The organism is Streptomyces sp. 2P-4, assembly GCF_030167965.1.
GTDB classification, from domain to species: domain Bacteria; phylum Actinomycetota; class Actinomycetes; order Streptomycetales; family Streptomycetaceae; genus Streptomyces; species Streptomyces globosus_A.
The window spans coordinates 2,246,303-2,268,036 of record NZ_CP095011.1 but is presented as its reverse complement, the minus strand read 5'-3'; the positions used below and the strand labels follow the sequence as shown (position 1 = coordinate 2,268,036).

Here is a 21,734-nt window from a genome sequence, read left to right as displayed (position 1 = left end):
GCAGCCGGCTTCCTCCGGGCCGGCCGCGTCCGCACCCCCTTCCCGGGCGGCGGCCGCGGCCGGCCCGGCGCCGTTGCCGGGGTTCCCCGCCCGGGCGGGGGCAGAGTCAGGCGCCGGCGGAGCCGCGGAGGCCGTGCATCAGCAGCGCCGTGAACGAGGCCGCCCACAGGCCGTCCACCGGCTCGGAGCTGACCAGGGTCCGGTGCACCACCGTCCCGGCGATCACGTCGAAGATCAGGTCGGTGGTGCGCTCCGCCACGGCCTCGTCGGGCTCCCGCGGCAGCTCCCCGCGGGCCTGGGCGCGCTCCCGGCCCAGTACGACGAGGCGTTTCTGCCGGTCGACGATGGCCGAGCGGATGCGGTCGCGCAGCGCCGGGTCCCGCGTGGACTCCGCGACGACCGCCATCAGGGCCGTCCGCGCCTCCGGCCGCCGCAGCAGCGCCGCGAACTGGAGGACCACGTTCTCGACGTCGGCCTCCAGGCAGCCCCGGTCGGGGAGTTCGAGGGAGTCGAAGAGCTCCGCGACGGCGTCCACGACGAGTTCGCTCTTGCCCGCCCAGCGGCGGTACAGGGTGGTCTTCGCCACGCCGGCCCGCGCCGAGACGTCGCCCATCGTCAGCTTCGACCAGCCCAGCTCGACCAGGGCGTCGCGCGTCGCGGCGAGGATCGCGGCGTCCGCAGCGGCGCTGCGCGGACGGCCGGTGCGACCGGACGGCGGACTCTCCTTGGGCATGGCGCAGACCATACCCGCCAGTAGCGGAACCGCCGGGCCCCCCGATCGTGTGCTTCAGATCACGGCGCGCGGTGGGGCGCCGGGCCCCGCGGGGAGTTACGCTACGGCTCGTAGCGTAAGAGCGACGACCACGCGAAGAGCTACCGGCGCCAGGTGGGGACCCGGCGCCACCACACCACGGCAGGACCGGCATTCGGGGCCTGCACAGGACGGCACGACACCGCACCGCCGGCCGGGCCGTTCGGAACGGGAACGCAATTCGGCCGATGTTTTTCGTCGGCACGCGCGCACGGGGGAGGATGTACGCATGCAGCCCAGAAACATGTCCATGAGCGGCGTCGTCGACCTCGCCGCGGTGAAGGCGGCCGCCGAGGCCAAGGCGAAGGCCGAGCAGGCGCGCGCCGAAGCGGCCCGGCAGGCCGCGCAGGGCGGCGCCCCCGCCCCGGGCGCGGTGCCGCCGTCGGCCCTCGTGACCGACGTCGACGAGGCCGGCTTCGAACGCGACGTCCTCCAGCTCTCCTCCGAGGTCCCGGTCGTCCTGGACTTCTGGGCCGAGTGGTGCCAGCCCTGCAAGCAGCTCAGCCCGCTGCTGGAGCGCCTCGTCGTCGAGGCGAACGGCCGCCTCGTCATGGCCAAGGTCGACGTCGACGCCAACCAGATGCTGATGCAGCAGTTCGGCATCCAGGGCATCCCCGCAGTGTTCGCGGTGGTTGCCGGGCAGGTGCTGCCGCTGTTCCAGGGCGTCGCCCCCGAGCAGGAGATCCGCGCCACCCTGGCCCAGCTCGTCCAGGTCGCCGAGGAGCGCTTCGGCATCATCGGCCTCCAGGTCGACCCGGCCGCCGAGGGCGGCGCCCCGGCGGGATCCGCCCCGGCGGCGGCTCCGGCCGGCCCGCACGACGCGCTGCTGGAGGCGGCCGTCACCGCCCTCGACGCGGGCGACCTGCCCGGCGCGATCCAGGCGTACAAGAACGTGCTCTCCGACGACCCGGCCAACACCGAGGCCCGGCTGGGCCTCGCGCAGGCCGAGCTCCTGGCCCGCGTCCAGAGCGCCGACCCGCAGGCGGTGCGCCGCGCCGCCGCCGAGAACCCGGCCGACCCGCAGGCCCAGATCGCGGCCGCGGACCTCGACCTCGTCGGCGGGCACGTCGAGGACGCCTTCGGCCGCCTCATCGACACCGTGCGCGTCACCGCCGGCGCCGACCGGGACGCCGTACGGGTCCGGCTGCTGGAGCTGTTCGAGGTCATCGGCGCGGACGACCCCCGGGTGGGTCAGGCGCGCGCGGCCCTCGCGCGGGTGCTGTTCTAGGCGGCCCGCACCCCCCGGCCGTGCCGTCGCGGACCGGCCGGGGATTTGTTGACACGGAGACGAACAGCGGCCGCGCTTTGCCAAAACTTGGCAAACGCGGCCGCTGTTACTCGCAGTAAGTCTCCCTCCGTGAACTGTCCGGAGTGTTGGGGAATCCCCCGATCTGCCGGGGCCATGGGTGGCACCCTGCGTCGCCACCCGGCAGCGCCGCGCCAAACCCCGGTTATCTCGGCGTTACCCGCCAGTAACGAACCCTCTTGTGCCCCGGCCGGGAATGCACCACGATCGGCGACGCTCGGTCCTTCCCCGCAGAGCCGCACGCGGCGCCGCGGGGGCAGGGTCCCCACCGGGCCGGCCGGTGCAGCGGCACCGTCCGCGGGACAGGGGGGTCTTCGCCGCACCCGGCGGAGCCTGTCCTCCAGGCCGCGCGAACGCGCGGCCAGTGGTTGTCGCTCGGGGGTGAACGCCGGTGCACCGGACGCGGTACGGCCGCGGTACGGCCGCCTGCGCTCCTTCCCGAGGACGTAGCACTTCTCCCATCCCAGGTCGGGCGCTGCCCGGACCGGAGATGTACGTCCGAGAAGGAGGAACGAAATGAGTTCTCAGGTTCGTGGCGGGACCAGATGGAAGCGCTTCGCGCTCGTCATGGTGCCGAGCATCGCGGCCACTGCCGCGGTCGGCGTGGGCCTGTCCCAGGGCGCCCTGGCGGCGTCCTTCGCCGTCTCCGGCCAGGACTTCAAGGTCACGGCCGACAAGCTGGACGGTGACAACCTGATCCAGTACGGCGGCATCGCCGAGGGGCACGACCTCAAGGGCAACCCGGCGCACCACCCGGTCACCATCTCCGGGTTCAGCCACGCCGAGATCACCAACATGTGCCAGTCGCTGGTCACGCCGACCCCGCTCGGCAACATCACGCTCCAGCTCCGCACCGGCCACAAGGGCAAGCCGGCCGTCGCGGACAACATCTACCTGGACGTCGCGGAGCTCGACACCGACGCCGAGTTCACGAACCTCGACATCGGCGTCGCGGTCGGCGACGAGAGCCACAAGACCAAGCCGCAGGCCGGCACGGTCACCAACAAGTACGCGTTCTCGCAGCGCGCCGACAAGGCGGTCCTGACCAAGGTCCGCCAGAAGGCGTGGGCGACGACGGCGGGCACCTTCAAGCTGCCCGACCTGAAGCTGCGCCTCATGGGCGGCGACCAGCCGTGCTACCAGGACGAGAAGTAGCCCGTCCCGGAGTGTGACCGGCAGGGCGGTCGGCGGCGGCGCACGCAGCGGCCGACCGCCCGTCGGGGCTCCACAGAGTTCTCCGTACCACCGTTTCCAGGGAGCTGTTGTCCATGACCCCCCAGGCCCCGGTCTACGAACGCGCCGCCGATGACGCTTGGCTCACCGCGGTGTACTACCGCTTCCACGCCTGGAGCGGTCGCCGACCCTTCTGGGCCGGGCTGTTCACGCTCCTCGGCGGTATTCCGATCGTCTACTTCCCGTACGCGGACATGCGGCTCGGCAACGTCACCATCGCGATGGCGACGACGACAGGCTCGGGCTCGCTGATCATCGGCGTCCTGCTCGTCACGCTCGGCCTGACGCTGTGGTTCCAGCAGGGCGTCCGCGTCTTCGCCGGCGTCGCCGCGATCCTGCTGGCCCTGGTGTCGCTGCCGGTCTCCAACCTCGGCGGCTTCTTCGTCGGCTTCATCTTCGCGATGGTCGGCGGCGCGCTGGCACTGTCCTGGGCGCCGGGGATCCCCGCGGACGAGGAGGCCGGCGCGGCGGGTGCCGCCGTCAGGGCCCAGGCCCCGCGGATCGGGCCGCAGAGCGTCCCCGCCCCGTACGGAACGGAAACGGAGTACGCGACCGAGACCACTGCCCACGCCGACGGCGGGAGGAACAGTGCGGGGTGACGAGACGCAGCGGGGCACGGTCCCGAGCGAAGAGTCCCGTGAGAGAAGGGGGCCGCGGCACGCCGCGCCCCGCAAGTCGCTGCTGAACAAGATCCAGATACCCGTCGGCAGGACCATGGCCCTGGCGGCCATGCCGACGGCCGTGTTCGTCGGGATGGGCATCGCCCCCAAGCTGGCGGTGGCCGACGACAAGGAGATCCCCTTCGCCCCCGGCCCGTGCGTGACGCGGTCCGACGAACCCGCGGAGTCGGCCTCCCCGAGCCCCTCGAAGAGCCCCGAGCCGAGCGCGTCCCCCGGCTCCTCCGCCGCCCCCAAGCCCGGCCCGACCCCGCCGGCACCCAAGCCGTCCGCCGCCAAGCCGTCCACCGACGCGCGGCCCGGGCAGGCGGCCACGACCCCGCCGGCCGCACCCGCCCCGTCGGCATCCGCGTCCGCCACGGTGAACCCGCTGGACCCCCTGGACATCGGCGGCAAGGTCAAGGACCTCTTCGGCTCCCTGCGCCCGCAGCCGTCGGCAACCCCGACGCCCGCGGCCCCGACCCCGTCCGCCCCGGCCCCGACGACTCCGGCCAAGCCGGCGCCGGACCCCGCGGCCGACGCCATCCGCGAGGCGGCGAAGAAGGTCGGCGCCGGTGTCACGGAGCTGTCCCAGGACGTCAAGGACACCGCCACCAAGCCGAAGGACGAGACGGGCGCGAAGAAGGACGGCGACGACGAGGACGCTGCGAAGCCGGACGCGTCGGCCGACCCGGACGGCAAGCAGCCCTTCCCGTGCCCGACCCGCGACCCGGAGGCCCTGGCCAACGCGAAGCTGGAGCCGGGCATCCCGCTCCTGCCGGACGAGCCCTGGTACCTGGACAGTTCGCTGCTGACCCTCTACGGCCTGGACTACCAGGGCATCGTCGAGGTGAAGACGGCGAGCGGGAAGACCAAGAAGGTCCTGAAGTTCACCGCGGACTCGCTGGACATCAAGGACCTCTACCAGACCGTCGGCAAGGGCGCGAACACCGCCCACCTGAAGTCCCGCCCCGGCTCCACCTCCAAGATCCGCGGCGGCGAGGTGACGATGTACACGGAGAGCCTGAAGGGCAACCTGTTCGGGATCATCCCGATCGAGTTCTCCCCGGACAGCCCGCCGCCCCTGAACGTCCCCTTCGCGTTCTTCACGAACGTCAAGGTCGTCCAGGCCGGCCAGTTCGGCGGCACCCTGACCGTCCCGGGCCTGAAGAACTACATCGGCCCGCCGGAGGGTTAGCCCGCACGCGGCCGAGGCCCGCTCCTCCCGCAGGATCGGGCCTCGGCCGCGCCTTCAGGGCTCGGCGATGAACTTCGGCAGGACGTCGGTGTCCATCCCGTACTCGTCGAAGATGTCCACCAGCGCTCTGGTCATGGAGTCCACTCCGGGCTCGCGGACGATCACCAGATCCCGAACCTGGAAGTACGAGCCGTCGGCGCATTCGCCGGTGGTCGACCAGCGGTCCATGACCCTGGCGACCTCGCGGTACGTCAGAAGCGTGGCAGTCCAGCGCGTGCCGTCGGGAGCGGTGACGATCGCATCGGTGTTCTCGACGGTGCCGGGGTCGTCGTCCAGACCGAGGATGTACGTGATCGAGAACCGGTCCGTATCGACAACGTGGAGCGGATTGTCAGCCATAGATCTCCTGTAGTTTCTTGATGACGGCCGGCTCGTTGGCCTTATCGCTCATGGCGACGATCTCGTAGGCGCCGTCGACCTCACGGAAGAACAGTCTCCCGCCGTTCCTGGCTCGCATGTAACGGATGCCTCCGCTGAGGGCGGAGGCGCCGATTCCCGCTTGTACATTTCCTGCGGCGAGCTTGGCCTCAAGAGCCTTGAAGTCCTGGGCCACCTGCTGGTTCTTGGCGGACTTCACCATCATCTTGTAGAAGAATCCGCTTGTCCCGATCAGCGACCTCACGCAGATTTTCGGGTCGGCTGCGGTCGCGGCGGACGGCGTATTCTTGAAGACTGCCTTAGTGGGGGCGTCCTCAACCGCAGCTATTAGGCATCCCGCCGCGGGCTGGCCCTTTTTGAGGGTCTCCAGGAGCCTACGCATCCGCTCCAAGGTGTTCCTGGAGAGTTCAAGGCCGTCCAGGAAGGTGGCGACGCCCTTGCCGACCTTGTAGATCACCTTGGCGACGGCAGGGATCTTCGACACTGCCACGCCGACCATTACGACGTTGACCAGGGTCCACAGGCAGCTCTCAACGTCACGCTGTGTGAAGCACTTTTTGGCATCCGTGTAGCCGAGTTCGTCGAGCAGGATCTGCCCGCCGATCTCGATCACCCAGTCGAGGACGTCCTTACCCGCGAGTTCCTTGGCCGCGCGGAACTCGTCGACGCACGACTGACCGCAGTTCGCCAGCAGCAGGGCCTCTTCGTCCTGCGAGAGGTCCGCGCCGGTGTCAGGCTTGGGAGCCTCGACGATTGCCTTGCGGGCTTCTTCCTGCTCCTTGCGGTACTCCTCCTCGGCGCGTGCTGCAGCTGCCTCGGCGTCCTGCGCGTCTTGGACGGCGTTCGCTGCGGCTGTCTCGGCAGCGGTCGCGGCCGCCTCTGACCGGGTGGCAGCCGTGTCCGCCGAGCTCGCATCACGGGTGGCGGCGTCGGCGGAGGCACGGGCGCCGGCGGCGCTTTTCTCGGCCTCTGTGGCCTCGTTGTTGGCGCCGAGTGCTTCATTGGCGGCGTCCTTGGCGGCGCTGCGCGCGAAAAGCGCGTCCGTGCCGGCCTGCGCGTTGTACTCCTTCGTCTTGTCGTCCGCCTGCTTGGCGGCCTCGGCGTCCACAGTCGCCTTGGCCGCCGAGGTCCGGGCGCTGGCCGCGGACTTCTGTGCGGCGGCGGTGTCGGCCGCGGCGGCAGCTGCTGCCTGGGCGGCGCGCTTGACATCGCCAGATGCCTTGTCGGCGAGCGCCTTGGCGGTGGCAGCGGCCTTGGTGGCCTCATCGGCCTTGGCGGTGGCGGCCGCCGCCTGCTGTTCGGCGTGGCTCTTGGCCGACTGGCCGACCAGGATGGCGAAGGCGGCTGCCGTATCGGTTTCGCGGTAAGGCGTGCCCATCGCGATGGCCGTGTTGGCCGGCTGCACAGCTTGGGCCGCTGAGTCCCGGGCGGCCGAGGCCGCCTGGGCGGTGGCGTAGGCGTGGCCGGCGGTGATGGCCGACCACGCGGCCGTCTTGAGCGCCTCCGCCCGCGCTGCGGTCGCGTTCTTGGTGGCCTGGAGTGATGCGCCCTGTGCCTTCTTCGCTTCGGCTTCGGCCTTCGTGGCGTTCACCGAGGCGGCCTCGGCCGCGTCGATGGCGTCGGCAGCCGCAGCGTGCGCGGTCGCGGCGGCGGAGTTGCTGGTCTGGTACGCAGCCCAGGCCTTGTCCGAAGACGCCTTGGCCCGTTCCGCAGCCCCATCGGCGCGGCTGGAGGCGGCTCGAGCACTGTGCGCGGCCGTCGTCGCGTTGTCGGCATCCGCACGGGCGCGAAACGCCGCCCCTGCCGCTGTGTTCGCGGCGGTGCGTGCCGCGGTCGCAGCCTCCCGGGTCTCAGCGGCCGCGGGGGTGCCTGCAGCCGCAGCGGCGGCCGCTTCCAGAGCGGCGGCGCGCGAGGCGGTGGCGTTCTTCTCCACCTCTGCCGCCTCTGCCTTTTCACGCGCCTTGGCGGCCTTGCCTCCGGCAGCCAGAGCGAGGCCGAGCTGATCGTCCGCGGTCTTCGCCTGGCTCTCGGCCTCTGTCCGTGCGCGGGCTGCAGTCTCGCGTTCAGTGGCGGCGCGCTTCTCGGCGGCCTGGGCCTTGGCACGTTCGGCGGCGGCAGTCTGCCGCGCCTTGGCGGCGGTTGCCTTTTCCTTTTCGGCCTTTGCCCGCTCGGTCTTGGCCGTCTCGGCGGCCTTGCGGGCGGTTTCCTGCGCCGCCTCGGCCGTGGCCCGCGCGGCCCGGGCCTTGGTGGCGTTGTCAGCCGCTTCCTTCGCCTGGGCCGCTGCCGACGCGGCGGCAGCCTTGGCCTGTGCTGCGGCCTCCTCGGCGGCGACTCGGCGGAACTCCGTGTTCAGGGCGTGTGACTGGGTCTGAGCCATTGCGTACAGGGTCTTGCTGTCCGCGACTGTTGCCTTGGCGGCGTTCGCCGCGGTCGTCGCGGCCTTCGCTGCGGCCTCTGCCGCTGCCGCCGACGCTTTGGCGACCTGGACGGACTGCTGTGCGAACAGCAGACCTCGGCCGCGCGGAGCCTTAGCCGCGTCGGCAATCGCCCATGCGGTGTTCTGCGCAGTGTGAGCCTTGGCGGATACTGTCTTGGCCGCCGCTGAGGCGGCCTCCGCGACCTTTGCCTGTTCGGCGGCCTTTGCGCGGGCCCCGGCCAAGTCCTTGTCGGCCTGAGCGAAGACGGCGGCCGCGGGGCGGCCGGAGTCGTCGACGGGCTGGCCGGCCCAGTACCTCTGCCATGTCAGGATCTGGTCGGCGAGCCATGCCTGACCCAACGCCTCGATCATCGCCTCGGTGGACTTGCGGACCTCGACTGCTGCGGCGACCTCAGCGTTGACGATTTCGGCACGCGGGGTGGCCTGGGACGCGTACTCCTGCTCCCACTCCAGGTGTGCCGTCACGACGATCGGCGACATCACGCGGTAGTAGTCGTCGGGGTTGCGGCTGTCGCAGGCGCCCCAGGCGACCTTCAGCGCCTCGACCTCCAGACGGAATTCGGCCGAGCCCTCGGTTGGGGCCTTGGGCAGGTAGCCGCCGAGCCGCAGGTAGCGGGCGATGTCGCTCGCTGTGGGGGAGCGGTAGTTGCTGCTCGACGCGTTCTTCAGCATCCAGTCGGTGACGAAGTCGTGGTTCTCGTCCTTGCCCTTGAGCTCGGCAGCGAGTGCCTTCGCCCTGTCGAGGGCGGTCCTCGAGGGCACCGCGTGGCCGTCGGAGCCCAGTTGGTTGTACAGGTCCCGCTGCGGGCCCAGGGTGAAGGCGACGACGTCTTTGTCGAACTGCGGGGCGTACTGCGGGATGCCTGCGCCGGTGCCGGACTTCCAGTACGTGTAGTTCGACTTCTCCCAGCGCTCGCGCCGCTCGGCAGAGGCCACGGGGGAGCCCTCGTATGAGTCGCGGTCCTTGATCCGCGCCTCGTTCAGCGGGTGCATGCCCATCAGTGGATCGGTCGCGGCGGCCAGTTCGGCGGGGGTCCCGGTGAGGGCCTTGGCCGCCGTCTTCTTCATCTCCGGACCGCCGATGTGCAGGGCGAAACCGGCTGCGCAGCGGTCGATCCGAGCCTGTTCGCCGAGACTGATCGGGCGGTACGGAGGTTCGGTGTCCGGCGGGATCTCGACGGCGCCTGCGGGTGCAGCCTGGATGAGCCCAACCAGGACCGCGGAAGCGGTGAGTAGTGCGGTGCCTGTCAGCCCGCGCCGCAGGGCGTCGCGGGAAGTGCGACTCCTACACGGTAAGAGCGTGGTTCGTTGCACGTGCCTGCCTGTCCTGTCTTCAGGGTTCTTGGTCAGCCCTGCAGGAAGGCGCTGCGACGATTTCGTGGCGCCGTGAATGACAGCACGCCGCGCGGCAGAGGTGGTGAATCCCCCATGTGCACAGTTGACTGTGCGCCCCCGTTTGCCTTCCCCCAAGGCACCTCGAGGCTTTCATGATCGAGTTACCGTCGGTAGGAGGGTTTCGGTCGAAATTACTGACCAGTAGTCGTTGAGGCGGGAAACGCCGAGGGCGGCGCCCCCGGGCCCCTGTCGGGGGTTTGGGGTGCCGCCCTCGGTGTGCGTCAGGCCAGGTTCGGGCCGCCCAGGTGGTGGACTCGGACCATGTTCGTCGTGCCGGGGACGCCGGGCGGGGAGCCCGCCGTGATGATCATCGTGTCGCCGGCGTTGTAGCGGCCGAGCTTGACCATCTCGGAGTCCACCAGGTCGACCATGGCGTCGGTGGTGTCCACGTGCGGGACGACGTACGAGTCGACGCCCCAGCTCAGCGTGAGCTGGTTGCGGGTGTTGACGTCCGTGGTGAACGCGACGATCGGCTGGACCGCGCGGTAGCGCGAGAGGCGGCGGGCGGTGTCGCCGGACTGCGTGAAGGCGACCAGCGCCTTCCCGTCGAGGAAGTCGGCGATCTCGCAGGCCGCGCGGGCGACCGAGCCGCCCTGCGTACGCGGCTTCTTGCCCGGGACCAGCGGCTGCAGGCCCTTGGCGAGCAGCTCCTCCTCGGCCGCCGCGACGATCTTCGACATCGTCTTGACGGTCTCGATCGGGTAGGCGCCCACCGAGGACTCCGCCGACAGCATGACCGCGTCGGCGCCGTCGAGGATCGCGTTGGCCACGTCGGAGGCCTCGGCGCGGGTCGGGCGGGAGTTGGTGATCATCGACTCCATCATCTGGGTCGCGACGATCACCGGCTTGGCGTTGCGGCGGCACATCTCGATGAGCCGCTTCTGGACCATCGGGACCTTTTCGAGGGGGTACTCGACCGCCAGGTCGCCGCGGGCCACCATGACCGCGTCGAAGGCCGCGACGACGGCCTCCATGTTCTCCACCGCCTGCGGCTTCTCCACCTTGGCGATGACGGGGACCCGGCGGCCCTCCTCGTCCATCACGCGGTGGACGTCCTTGACGTCGTCGGCGTCGCGGACGAAGGACAGGGCGACCATGTCGCAGCCCATCCGCAGCGCGAAGCGCAGGTCGTCGACGTCCTTCTCCGACAGGGCGGGGACGTTGACGGCCGCACCCGGCAGGTTGATGCCCTTGTGGTCGGAGATCACGCCGCCCTCGATGACGATGGTCCGCACCCGCGGGCCGTCGACCTCGATCACGCGCAGCTCGACGTTGCCGTCGTTGATCAGGACCTGGTCGCCCTTGGCGACGTCGCCCGGCAGCCCCTTGTACGTGGTGCCGCAGACGGACTTGTCGCCCGGGACGTCCTCGGTGGTGATGGTGAACTCGTCACCGCGCACCAGCTCGACCGGGCCCTCGGCGAAGGTCTCCAGGCGGATCTTGGGGCCCTGGAGGTCGGCGAGGACGCCGACCGCCCGCCCGGTGTCCTCGGACACCTTGCGGACGCGGTCGTACCGCTCCTGGTGCTCTGCCTGGGACCCGTGGCTGAAGTTGAAACGGGCCACGTTCATACCGGCCTCCATGAGCGCTTTCAGCTGCTCATAGGAGTCGACGGCGGGGCCCAGCGTGCAGACGATTTTGGAACGGCGCATGGAGCGGATCCTATCGGTTTGTTTCGTAGCGGAATATTCCGTCTGGTGGAAGGTCCAAGACACGCTACCGAGCTACCAGCGCGTAGGCCTGCCTCGCGATCTCCAGCTCCTCGTCCGTCGGGACCACGGCCACCGCCACGCGGGCGCCCGCCGGGGAGACCACCCGCGGCTCAGGCGACCGTACGGCGTTGGCCTGCGGGTCCACGGCCAGGCCGAGCCCCGCCAGGCCGTCCACCACGGCCTGGCGCACCTGGTGGGCGTTCTCGCCGACCCCGGCGGTGAACACGAGCGCGTCCACCCGGCCGAGCACCGCGGTGTACGCGCCGACGTACTTCTTCAGCCGGTGGACGTACGCCGCGAACGCGAGCCGCGCCGACTCGTCGCCGTCGCCCGCCCGCCGCAGCACCTCGCGCATGTCGTTGTCGCCGCACAGCCCCAGCAGACCGCTCTTCTTGTTCAGGAGCGAGTCGATCTCGTCCACCGACAGGCCCCCCACCCGTGCCAGGTGGAAGACCACCGCCGGGTCCAGATCGCCCGAACGGGTGCCCATGACCAGGCCCTCCAGCGGCGTCAGGCCCATCGACGTCTCCACGCACACCCCGCCGCGCACCGCCGACGCCGAGGCGCCGTTGCCCAGGTGCAGCACGATCACGTTGACGTCCGCGACCGGCCGGCCGAGGAGCTCGGCCGCGGCCCGCGACACGTACGCGTGCGAGGTGCCGTGGAAGCCGTACCGGCGGATCGCGTACCGGTCCGCCGTCGCCGCGTCGATCGCGTAGCGGGCCGCGTGCTCCGGCATCGTCGCGTGGAAGGCCGTGTCGAAGACCGCCACCTGCGGGACGTCCGCCCGCAGGGCGCGCGCCACCTCGATGCCCGTGACGTTCGCCGGGTTGTGCAGCGGGGCCAGCGGGATCAGGCTGCGGATCTCCGCCAGTACCTCGTCGTCGATCACGGTCGGCTCGGTGAAGCGGGTCCCGCCGTGCACCACGCGGTGCCCGACGGCCGCCAGCTCGGGGGAGTCCAGGCCCGTCCCGTCGGCGGCGAGCTCCGCGGCGACCGCCTCCAGCGCCTCCCGGTGGTCGCCGATCGCCCCGGTCCGCTCGCGCCTGCCGCCCCCGGCGGCCGGTCCGGCCAGCGGCTCGTGGACCAGCCGGGAGGTTCCCTCCCCGATCCGCTCCACGAGGCCGGCGGCGAGCCGGGTCGGGCCGGCCATGTCGAGCAGCTGGTACTTCACCGACGAGGAGCCGGAGTTGAGGACGAGGACGCGGGATGCGGTGGTCACGTGGGGAGCTTTCCTTCGGGAGCGGCGGAGCAGGAGCGGCGGAGCAGGAGCGGCGGGCGGGGGCTGGGGAGCGGCGGGCGGGGCGGAGGAGCGGGCGTGCGGTCAGGCCGTCGGCACCGCGGACCCCTGCGCCTGGATGGCGGTGATCGCGACGGTCGTGACGATGTCCTGGACGAGCGCGCCGCGCGAGAGGTCGTTCACCGGCTTGCGCAGGCCCTGGAGGACCGGGCCGACCGCGACGGCGCCCGCCGAGCGCTGCACGGCCTTGTACGTGTTGTTGCCGGTGTTGAGGTCGGGGAAGATCAGCACGGTCGCCCGGCCGGCGACCTCCGACCCGGGCAGCTTCGTCGCGGCGACCGACGGCTCGACGGCGGCGTCGTACTGGATGGGCCCCTCGACGGCCAGGTCGGGGCGCCGGGCCCGGACGATCTCGGTGGCCTTGCGGACCTTGTCGACGTCCGCGCCGCGGCCGGAGGTGCCCGTCGAGTACGAGAGCATGGCGATCCGCGGCTCGACGCCGAAGGCCGCCGCGGTCGCCGCGGACTGGATGGCGATGTCGGCGAGCTGCTCGGCGTCCGGGTCCGGGTTGACCGCGCAGTCGCCGTACACCAGCACCTGGTCGGCCAGGCACATGAAGAAGACGGAGGAGACGATCGCCGCCTCCGGCTTCGTCTTGATGATCTCGAAGGCGGGGCGGATGGTCGCGGCGGTCGAGTGCACCGACCCCGACACCATGCCGTCGGCCAGCCCCTGCTGGACCATCAGCGTGCCGAAGTAGTTGGCGTCCGTCACCACGTCGGCCGCGAGCTCGACCGTCATGCCCTTGTGGGCGCGTGCCTGCGCGTAGAACTCGGCGAAGCGCTCCCGCAGCGGGGAGGCGGCCGGGTCGATGAGCTGCGCCCCCGACACGTCCACGCCGAGGTCGGCGGCCCGCTTCAGGATCGCCTGCTCCTCGCCCAGCAGGGTCAGGTCGCAGACCCCGCGGCGCAGCAGCACGTCGGCGGCGCGCAGGACGCGCTCCTCGGTGCCCTCCGGCAGTACGACGCGGCGGCGGTCGGCGCGCGCCCGCTCCAGCAGCTCGTGTTCGAACATCATCGGCGTGACGCGCTCGGAGCGGGCCACCGACAGCAGTCCGCGCAGCTCGGCGGTGTCCACGTGCCGTTCGAACAGGCCGAGCGCGGTCTCCAGCTTGCGCGGGGTCGCGGAGTTCAGCCGGCTCTGGAGCTCGAACAGCTCGGCGGCGGTCGGGAAGCTGTTGCCGGCCACCGACACCACGGGGGTGCCCGGCGCGAGCTTCGAGGCGAGGGCGAGCACGTCGGGGCCGGGCCGCTCGTTCAGGGTGAGCAGGACGCCGGCGATCGGCGGGGTGCCGGAGGAGTGCGCGGCGAGCGCGCCGATGACCAGGTCGGAGCGGTCGCCGGGGGTGACGACGAGGCAGCCGGGCGTCAGGGCGCCGAGGAAGTTCGGCAGCATCGCACCGCCGAAGACGAAGTCGAGCGCGTCGCGGGCCAGCCCGGCGTCGTCGCCGAGGAGCACCTCGCCGCCGAGCGCCCGGGTGATCTGGGCGACCGTCGGCGCGGCCAGCGACTTGTCGTCGGGCAGGACGTAGCAGGGCACGGGCAGGCGGGCGGCCAGCCGTTCGGCGATGGCGTCCCGGTCCTCGGCGGCCACCCGGTTGACCACCATCGCCACGACCTCGCAGCCCAGGCTCTCGTACGCCCGGTAGGCGTTGCGGGCCTCGGCGCGGACCTCGTCGGCGGCGCGCCGGGTGCCGCCGACGACGGGTACGACGACCGCGCCGAGCTCGTTCGCGAGGCGGGCGTTGAGGGCCAGTTCGTCGGGGAGGTTCGTCTCGGCGTAGTCGGTGCCGAGGACGAGCATCACCTCGTAGTCCCGGGCCGCCCGGTGGAAGCGGTCGACGAGCCGGGAGACCAGCTCGTCGGTGCCCTTCTCGGCCAGGACCGCGGAGGCCTCGCGGTACTCCATGCCGTACGCGGTCGAGGCGTCCTGGTCGATCCGGTAGCGGGAGCGGAGCAGTTCGAAGAGCCGGTCCGGCGCGTCGTGCAGGAGCGGCCGGTAGACGCCGACCCGCGCCGTCTGGCGCGTCAGCAGTTCCATGATCCCCAGCTCGACGACCTGGCGGCCGTCGCTCCGGTCGATACCGGTCACGTACACGCTGCGCGTCACGCGTGCTCTCCGTCCCTCGTGCGCCGCGGCAGGGCTGTGGCAGCCGCCTGCGGATCTCCGTCGAATTCCCCCGATAGGGTGGGCTTGCCCTCTTGACAATACCTCTGCGGATGGATAGGGCGCCGCCTGGGAAGAGGCGCCGGTGCGGCGTCCGCCGGGGGCTGCGGGGCGGGGCGGCGCAGCACGCGCCCGGCCCCGCCCGCGTGGAACAATCGGACAAGCCGCACGATGACGCCCTCCACGGGCACGGCCGTCCGCCCGTACGCGACGCACGGCCGGGGGACGACCAGGAGCAGACGACCAGGAGCAGGAGACACAAGGCGATGCGCATCGGAGTCCTCACAGCGGGAGGCGACTGCCCCGGCCTGAACGCCGTCATCCGGTCGGTCGTCCACCGTGCCCTGGTGGGGCACGGGGACGAGGTCATCGGCTTCGAGGACGGCTTCAAGGGCCTGCTGGACGGCCACTACCGCCCCCTCGACATCAACGCCGTCAGCGGCATCCTCGCCCGCGGCGGCACCATCCTCGGCTCGGCCCGCATGGAGCGCGCCCGCCTGCACGAGGCCGCCGAGAACGCCAACGAGCTCGCCCGCCGGTACGGCCTCGACGCGCTCATCCCGATCGGCGGCGAGGGCACCCTGACCGCCTCCCGGATGCTGGCCGACGCCGGGATGCCGGTCGTCGGCGTTCCGAAGACTATCGACAACGACATCTCCGCCACGGACCGCACCTTCGGCTTCGACACCGCCGTCACCGTCGCCACCGAGGCCATGGACCGCCTCAAGACCACCGCCGAGTCCCACCAGCGCGTCATGGTCGTCGAGGTCATGGGCCGGCACGCGGGCTGGATCGCCCTGGAGTCCGGCATGGCCGGCGGCGCGCACGGCATCTGCCTGCCCGAGCGGCCCTTCCAGGTCGACGACCTGGTGAAGATGGTGGAGGAGCGCTTCTCGCGGGGCAAGAAGTTCGCCGTCGTCTGCGTCGCCGAGGGGGCCCACCCGGCCGCCGGCTCCATGCCGTACGAGCGGGGCGAGATCGACCAGTACGGCCACGAGCGCTTCGCCGGCATCGGCAACCGGCTCGCCGTCGAGCTGGAGAACCGCCTCGGGAAGGAGGCCCGCCCGGTCATCCTCGGCCACGTCCAGCGCGGCGGCGTCCCCACCGCGTACGACCGGGTGCTGGCGACCCGCTTCGGCTGGCACGCCGTGGAGGCCGTCCACCGCGGGGACTTCGGCAACATGACCGCCCTGCGCGGCACGGAGATCGTGATGGCCCCGCTCGCGGCGGCCGTCGCGGAGCTGAAGACCGTCCCCGAGCACCGCATGTCCGAGGCCGAGTCCGTCTTCTGACGCGGGCCGCCACCCGCCGCCCGCCACCCGTCGGCCCCGGCTCCCCGGGGCCGGCGGGTCACCGCGTACCGGACGCGTACGCCCAGAAGCGGTCCACGATGCCGGCGAGGAACTCCCGCCCGCCGTCGCCCGCCCCGCCGGCGCCGCCCCATCCGAGGGTGGCGACCATGGCGGACTGGTAGTCGGCGTGCAGCCGCTCCAGTACGGGCTCCAGGTGCTCCCGCGGCACCGGCAGCAGCTTGGCCAGCGGCTTGGCGTGGGCCTGCCAGCGCGTGGTGACCGCGCTGCGCAGGATCTCCGCGAGCTCCTCCTGCTTGCCGGTCGCGGCGATGAACTGGGCCAGTGTCAGACCGAGGACCTGGGCCAGGGCCACCGACTGCCGCTCGTTGCCCTTCCAGCGGCCGGCGTCCTCCATCTTCCGGTACGAGCCCGTGTCGAGCCCGATCCGCCGGGCCAGCTCGTCCGGGGACATGCCGCGGGCCATCCGGTGCTCCCGCAGGGTCACCGGCTCGGACAGCAGTTCGCCGGGCGAGCACCACAGCACGCCGGCCAGGGCCGTGAGCTCGGCGGCCGTCGGCGTGAGCTCGCCGCGCTCCCAGGCCATCACCGTCTCCGGCTCGACGATCAGTCCGTACTGGGCGCGCAGGCCGTAGGAGACGTGGCCGGGCGCCATGCCCAGGGCCGCGCGCAGGCGCCGCGCGGCGGGGGCATTGAAGGGTGGGCTGGATTGCACAGGGCACACGGTAGGAGCGGCCGGGCCCCGGCGACTACAGACTGTTCAAACAAGCCAACAACTCGTAGGAAAGTCCTATGGAGTTCGGGGGTTTGGTCCGGATTTCAGGCGACTGTCCGGTAATCGGACGCCTGTTGGGCCTGCGTTCCAGCGTAAGGTTCCGGCCAGCCGACCGGAGGGGCCTCCTCCTGATCTTCACGGATCCGCCGCACTCCGCCGCGAACCGCGCGCCCCTCCCGTGCGTGATCCCTACGGGGCCCTCGCCGACGGGGGTGGCGAGGGCCCCGCACCGGAGTCCTTGCCTTGACGCCCGCGTCAGGGAATAGCGTCGGGCCATGCGCATCGGCGAACTGGCGGAGCTGGCCGGCACCAGCACACGGACCCTGCGGTACTACGAGTCGCGCGGACTGCTCTCCTCCAGGAGGGCGCCCAACGGCTACCGCACCTATGACGAGGACGACCTGCGGCTGCTGCGCCAGATCCGCACCCTCCAGGACTTCGGCTTCGACCTGGAGGAGACCCGCCCGTTCGTCGAGTGCCTGCGCGCCGGCCACCCGGCCGGCGACGCCTGCCCCGCCTCCCTGGCCGTCTACCGGCGCAAGCTCGCCGAACTCGACGGCCTCATCGGCCGGCTGGCCGACGTACGCGACCAGGTGGCCCGGCAGCTCGCCGAAGCCGAGCGCGCTGCGGGCCCGGAGGCCGTCCCGCGCTGCGAGAGCACGCCCTGACCCGGTGAAGACGAAGACGAAGACGAAGAGGAAGGAGAAAGCGGTGACACGAGCCGCAGGTGTGGCCCAGGTGACGGACGCGGACTTCGAGGAGGAGGTGGTGGGCGAGCGGGAACGCCCCGTCCTGGTGGAGTTCACCGCCGACTGGTGCGGCCCCTGCCGGCAGCTCGCACCCGTGCTGTCCGCCCTCGCCGCCGAGGAGGGCCACCGCCTGAAGGTCGTGCAGATCGACACGGACCGCAACCCCTCCACCGTCGTCCGGTACGGGGTGCTGTCCGCGCCGACCATGCTGGTCTTCCGCGGCGGGGAGCCCGTCCTGCAGATCGTCGGCGCCCGTGCCAAGCGCCGCCTGCTCCAGCAGCTCGACGGCGTCCTGGAGCAGGCGGCCACGGCCTAGGGGCGGAACCAGACCGTCGCCAGCGGCGGGAGGGTCAGGACCAGGCTCGCCGGGCGGCCCTGCGCCGGCACCCGCTCGGGCAGCAGCGGCCCTGTGTGGCGCAGGCCGCTGCCGCCGTACTCCGGCAGGTCCGTGTTGAGGACCTCCCGCCAGGCAGGCACCTCCTCCGGGACGCCGAGCCGGTAGCCGTGCCGCACCACCGGCGAGAAGTTCGACACGCACAGCAGCGGCGAGCCGTCGTGCGCGTACCGCAGGAACGCGAAGACGTTGTCGTCCGCGGCGTCCGACTCCACCCACGCGAAGCCCTCCGGGACACTGTCCCGCTCCCACAGCGCGGGCGCCGCGGCGTACTCCCGGTTCAGGTCGCGCACCAGCGTCCGCACGCCCTGGTGGTCCCCGGCCGCCGAGTAGGCCGGGTCCAGCAGCCACCAGTCCGGGCCGTGCGCCTCCGACCACTCGGCGCCCTGGGCGAACTCCTGCCCCATGAACAGCAGCTGCTTGCCGGGGTGCGCCCACATGTAGCCGAGGTAGGCCCGGTGCCCCGCCCGCTGCTGCCACCAGTCGCCCGGCATCTTCGACACCAGCGCCTGCTTGCCGTGCACCACCTCGTCGTGCGAGATGGGCAGCACGTAGTTCTCGCTGTACGCGTACACCATCCCGAAGGTCATGTCGTGGTGGTGGTACTTGCGGTGCACCGGCTCCTTCGAGACGTACCGCAGCGTGTCGTGCATCCAGCCCATGTTCCACTTCAGGCCGAAGCCGAGGCCGCCGGAGTCGGTGGGCCGCGTCACCCCGTTCCAGGCGGTGGACTCCTCCGCGATCGTCACGACCCCGGGGCAGCGCCGGTACACCGTCGCGTTCATCTCCTGGAGCATCGCGACGGCGTCCCAGTTCTCCCGCCCGCCGTGCTCGTTCGGCGCCCACTCGCCTTCGCCGCGCGAGTAGTCCAGGTACAGCATCGACGCGACCGCGTCGACCCGCAGCCCGTCGACGTGGAACTCCTGGCACCAGTACACCGCGTTGGCGACGAGGAAGTTGCGGACCTCCTTGCGCCCGTAGTCGAACTCCAGCGTCCCCCAGTCCGGGTGCTCCGCCCGCCGCGGGTCCTCGTGCTCGTACAGGGGCCGCCCGTCGAACCGGGCGAGCGCCCACTCGTCGCGCGGGAAGTGCGCCGGCACCCAGTCGAGGATCACCCCGATCCCGGCCTGGTGCAGCGCGTCCACCAGCGCCCGGAAGTCGTCCGGGCCGCCCATCCGCGAGGTCGGCGCGTAGTAGCCGGTCACCTGGTAGCCCCACGAGCCGCCGAAGGGGTGCTCGGCGACCGGCATCAGCTCCACGTGCGTGAAGCCCAGCTCCTTGACGTACGGCGGGAGCTGCTCGGCCAGCTCCCGGTACGACAGCCCCGGCCGCCACGACGGCAGGTGCACCTCGTACACCGAGAACGGGGCCTGGTGCACCGGGCGCCGCCCGCGCGAGGCCATCCACTCCGCATCGCCCCAGACGTGGCGGGAGGCGGTGACCACGGAGGCGGTGGCCGGCGGGACCTCCGCGTGCTGCGCCATCGGGTCGGCGCGCAGCGTGTGGCCGCCGTCGGGCCCGGCGATCTCGTACTTGTACAGGGCCCCCTCGCCGACGCCCGGCAGGAACAGCTCCCACACGCCGGACGAGCCGAGGGAGCGCATCGGCTGGGCGACCGGGTTCCAGTAGGAGAAGTCGCCGGTGACGCGGACCCCCTGGGCGTTGGGCGCCCACACGGTGAAGCGGGTGCCGGCGACGCCCTGGTGCTCCATGGGGCGGGCGCCGAGCGCCGTCCACAGCTCCTCGTGCCGGCCCTCGCCGATCAGGTGCAGGTCGAAGTCGCCGAGCGCGGGCAGGAACCGGTAGGGGTCGTGGACCTCGGTCTCGGTGCCGTCGTAGGCGACCAGCAGCCGGTAGTCGGGAACCTCGCCGAGGGGGAGGAGCCCGGAGAAGAGGCCGTCGCCGTCGGAGTGGAGCTCTGCGCGCAGCCCCTTGGCCACGACGGTGACGGCCTTGGCGTACGGCCGCAGCACCCGGAACACCACCCCGCCCCGCTGGGCGTGGGCGCCCAGCACCGCGTGCGGGTCGTGGTGGCGGCCCTGGAGCAGCCGGTCCCGCTCCCCGGCGTCGAGCGCCGGTGCGGGCTGCACGCCGCGGGCCGGTGCGGCCCGGCGGGCCCCGGGGGTGCGGGGGGTGCGGGCCGGGCGCGCCGCGCGGGCGGGTTCCGGCGGGGCGGGGGCCGCCGCTGCTGCGGGCGGTGCTGCGGCTTCCTCGCGGACGGTCGGTGACGGCTGTCGTGCGGCGCTCACGCGAGCGGCCTCCTCGGGGGCTTCGGGTGGGGGTGGGGGGCGGCGGAGCCGGGCGGCGGCGGGGACGGGTGCGGCATGCGGCGGGCGGGGCGCTCCCGCTCGGCGAGCCGGCGGATCGCGGCCATGGGGACGTGCAGCCAGTCGGGGCGGTGCCGGGACTCGTAGCGGGCCTCGTACACCGCCTTGTCGGTCTCGTACGCGCGCAGCAGGACGGGGTCCTCGCGCGGGTCGCGGCCGGTGGTGCGGGCGTAGCCCTCGCAGAACGCGGCCCGGCAGGCGTCCGCCCAGGCAGGGGCGAAGGGGCGGTGCGAGCGGGCCGCGTAGTCGAAGGAGCGGAGCATTCCGGCGATGTCGCGCACGGCGGGCTCGGGGCGGCGGCGGTCGGCGAGCGGGCGGGCCGGCTCGCCCTCGAAGTCGATCAGGGCCCAGCTGCCGTCGGCGGTGCGCAGGGTCTGGCCGAGGTGGAGGTCGCCGTGGATGCGCTGGGCGGGTACGCCGGCGCCGCGGGAGGCGGCCAGGGCGTCGAAGGCGCCGCGCAGCCCGTCCTCGAAGGGCTGGAGGGCGGGGACCTCGCGGACGGTCGCGGCCAGCCGGGCCGTCATGCCGGCGGCGAGCCGGGCCGCCTGCGCGGGGCCGAGGGCGACGGTGGGCAGGGCCGCGGCGAGCGCGCTGTGGACCTCGGCGGTGGCCCGGCCCAGGGCGTGGGCCTCGGCGGTGAAGTCGGCGCCCGCGGCGAGCCGGCGCAGTGCGAGCTGCCAGCCGTCCTCGGAGCCGCGCAGGTACGGCTGGAGCACGCCCAGGGTCAGCGGCTCGGCGGTGCGGTGGCCGCCGGGCGGGCCTGCGGGCAGTTCGGCCTCGTACCAGGCCACCGGGGCGGGGACCCGGGCGCAGCCGGCGGAGGCGAGGGCCCGGGGCAGTTCGAGGTCGGGGTTGGTGCCGGGCCAGACCCGCCGGAACACCTTCAGGATGTGCGAATCCCCGTAGATGAGGGAGGAGTTGGTCTGTTCGCCGGACAGCGGCCGCGGGGCCGGGTCGGCGGGGATGGGGGCGTCCGGGTCCCGGTCGAAGCGCAGCGGCCCGTGGCTGCCGGGGGCGCGCAACCGTTCCAGCAGGAGCGCGGCGAGCCGCGGGTCGCCGAGCCCCTCGTACACGGCGTGGCCGGCGTACGGGCCGCGCTCGGCGTGGCCGATGAGGGCGGGGGCGAGGCCGGGCGGCAGCGGTGCGGGCCGCACGCCGAGCAGGAGCTGGTAGCAGTCCGCGGTGCCGTCTGCGCAGTCGACGCCGACGAGCAGGTGCAGCAGGCCGGGCGTGCTGCCGGGCGGCAGCAGCTCGACGGCGGAGACCAGCCGCAGCCGGGTGATCGCCCGGCCCTTGCCGGCGAACCAGCGCTGCCGGGGCAGCCAGGCGCGCAGCATGGGTTCGAGCGGCCCGAGCGGGACGGCGGCCGGACTGCTGTGGCGGCTCCGGGCGGATGCTGCCTCCGACATGGCGTCGTCCTTTCCCCGGGCCGTCACAGAATGCGCAGAGTGTCCCGGATGGCGAGGGTTGCTGTCCGGTGGTGGGAGAGTGTCGGGCCGAGATGGTCCCTACGGGGGGCGGGCCGTT

General features: G+C 72.5%; 16 protein-coding genes. 7 read left to right on the top strand and 9 right to left on the bottom strand.

Annotation, left to right across the window (positions count from 1 at the left end; translation table 11 throughout):
• Nucleotides 1-106: 106 nt before the first annotated feature.
• Nucleotides 107-733 carry a TetR/AcrR family transcriptional regulator gene (locus MUK52_RS09435; protein WP_114058476.1) on the bottom strand — a complete coding sequence of 209 codons (627 nt, stop codon included), beginning with the start codon at nucleotides 731-733 and terminating at the stop codon, nucleotides 107-109.
• A 307-nt stretch (nucleotides 734-1,040) separates the two neighbouring features.
• Between MUK52_RS09435 and MUK52_RS09430 the strand changes: the two genes are divergently transcribed.
• The 4 genes from MUK52_RS09430 (at nucleotide 1,041) to MUK52_RS09415 (ending at nucleotide 5,204) form a co-directional block, all read left to right on the top strand.
• Nucleotides 1,041-2,039 carry a tetratricopeptide repeat protein gene (locus tag MUK52_RS09430; protein ID WP_114054231.1) on the top strand — a complete coding sequence of 333 codons (999 nt, stop codon included), beginning with the start codon at nucleotides 1,041-1,043 and terminating at the stop codon, nucleotides 2,037-2,039.
• A 594-nt stretch (nucleotides 2,040-2,633) separates the two neighbouring features.
• A complete protein-coding gene (locus MUK52_RS09425) occupies nucleotides 2,634-3,272 on the top strand; it encodes a DUF6230 family protein (RefSeq protein WP_284575561.1) in 639 nt (212 codons plus the stop codon).
• Between the two features lie 113 nt (nucleotides 3,273-3,385).
• A complete protein-coding gene (locus tag MUK52_RS09420; RefSeq protein ID WP_284575559.1) occupies nucleotides 3,386-3,949 on the top strand; it encodes a DUF6114 domain-containing protein in 564 nt (187 codons plus the stop codon).
• On the top strand, nucleotides 3,939-5,204 hold the full coding sequence (locus tag MUK52_RS09415) for a hypothetical protein (protein WP_284575558.1): 1,266 nt from the start codon (nucleotides 3,939-3,941) through the stop codon (nucleotides 5,202-5,204). The genes MUK52_RS09420 and MUK52_RS09415 overlap by 11 nt, the downstream gene beginning before the upstream one ends.
• Before the next feature lie 54 nt (nucleotides 5,205-5,258).
• On the opposite strand, the gene MUK52_RS09410 is transcribed toward MUK52_RS09415, so the two are convergent.
• From MUK52_RS09410 to pta, 5 genes are all read right to left on the bottom strand, one after another.
• Nucleotides 5,259-5,603, bottom strand: a complete 345-nt coding sequence (locus tag MUK52_RS09410) for a hypothetical protein (protein WP_284575557.1) — start codon at nucleotides 5,601-5,603, stop codon at nucleotides 5,259-5,261.
• Nucleotides 5,596-9,393: a hypothetical protein gene (locus MUK52_RS09405; RefSeq protein WP_284575556.1), complete on the bottom strand. Its 3,798-nt coding sequence runs from the start codon at nucleotides 9,391-9,393 to the stop codon at nucleotides 5,596-5,598. The genes MUK52_RS09410 and MUK52_RS09405 overlap by 8 nt, the downstream gene beginning before the upstream one ends.
• Nucleotides 9,394-9,695: 302 nt before the next feature.
• The gene (pyk, locus tag MUK52_RS09400; RefSeq protein WP_114054235.1) at nucleotides 9,696-11,126 is read right to left on the bottom strand and encodes a pyruvate kinase; all 1,431 of its coding nucleotides are present in this window, start codon (nucleotides 11,124-11,126) and stop codon (nucleotides 9,696-9,698) included.
• Between the two features lie 64 nt (nucleotides 11,127-11,190).
• Complete coding sequence (locus tag MUK52_RS09395; protein ID WP_284575554.1) at nucleotides 11,191-12,408, bottom strand: acetate kinase; 1,218 nt, start codon at nucleotides 12,406-12,408, stop codon at nucleotides 11,191-11,193.
• Between the two features lie 102 nt (nucleotides 12,409-12,510).
• A complete protein-coding gene (gene pta, locus MUK52_RS09390) occupies nucleotides 12,511-14,595 on the bottom strand; it encodes a phosphate acetyltransferase (protein WP_114054237.1) in 2,085 nt (694 codons plus the stop codon).
• A 323-nt stretch (nucleotides 14,596-14,918) separates the two neighbouring features.
• On the opposite strand from pta, the gene MUK52_RS09385 reads away from it, so the two are divergent.
• Nucleotides 14,919-15,944 carry an ATP-dependent 6-phosphofructokinase gene (locus MUK52_RS09385; protein WP_284575551.1) on the top strand — a complete coding sequence of 342 codons (1,026 nt, stop codon included), beginning with the start codon at nucleotides 14,919-14,921 and terminating at the stop codon, nucleotides 15,942-15,944.
• A gap of 58 nt (nucleotides 15,945-16,002) precedes the next feature.
• Here the strand turns inward: MUK52_RS09385 and MUK52_RS09380 are convergent, their stop codons facing one another.
• Nucleotides 16,003-16,686 (bottom strand): helix-turn-helix domain-containing protein, encoded by a 684-nt coding sequence (locus tag MUK52_RS09380; protein ID WP_428985399.1) that lies wholly within the window; start codon nucleotides 16,684-16,686, stop codon nucleotides 16,003-16,005.
• A gap of 326 nt (nucleotides 16,687-17,012) precedes the next feature.
• Between MUK52_RS09380 and MUK52_RS09375 the strand changes: the two genes are divergently transcribed.
• Both MUK52_RS09375 and MUK52_RS09370 read left to right on the top strand, forming a co-directional pair.
• Nucleotides 17,013-17,405: a MerR family transcriptional regulator gene (locus MUK52_RS09375; protein WP_114054240.1), complete on the top strand. Its 393-nt coding sequence runs from the start codon at nucleotides 17,013-17,015 to the stop codon at nucleotides 17,403-17,405.
• 4 nt (nucleotides 17,406-17,409) lie between these two features.
• Entirely contained in the window at nucleotides 17,410-17,802 is a 393-nt protein-coding gene (locus tag MUK52_RS09370; RefSeq protein WP_342777092.1) for a thioredoxin family protein, read from the top strand.
• On the opposite strand, the gene glgB is transcribed toward MUK52_RS09370, so the two are convergent.
• Together glgB and MUK52_RS09360 are read right to left on the bottom strand one after the other, a co-directional pair.
• Nucleotides 17,799-20,129, bottom strand: a complete 2,331-nt coding sequence (glgB, locus tag MUK52_RS09365) for a 1,4-alpha-glucan branching enzyme (RefSeq protein ID WP_284575550.1) — start codon at nucleotides 20,127-20,129, stop codon at nucleotides 17,799-17,801. The genes MUK52_RS09370 and glgB overlap by 4 nt on opposite strands.
• Nucleotides 20,126-21,616: a maltokinase N-terminal cap-like domain-containing protein gene (locus MUK52_RS09360; protein WP_114054242.1), complete on the bottom strand. Its 1,491-nt coding sequence runs from the start codon at nucleotides 21,614-21,616 to the stop codon at nucleotides 20,126-20,128. Before MUK52_RS09360 ends, glgB begins: the two co-directional genes overlap by 4 nt.
• Nucleotides 21,617-21,734 lie beyond the last annotated feature (118 nt).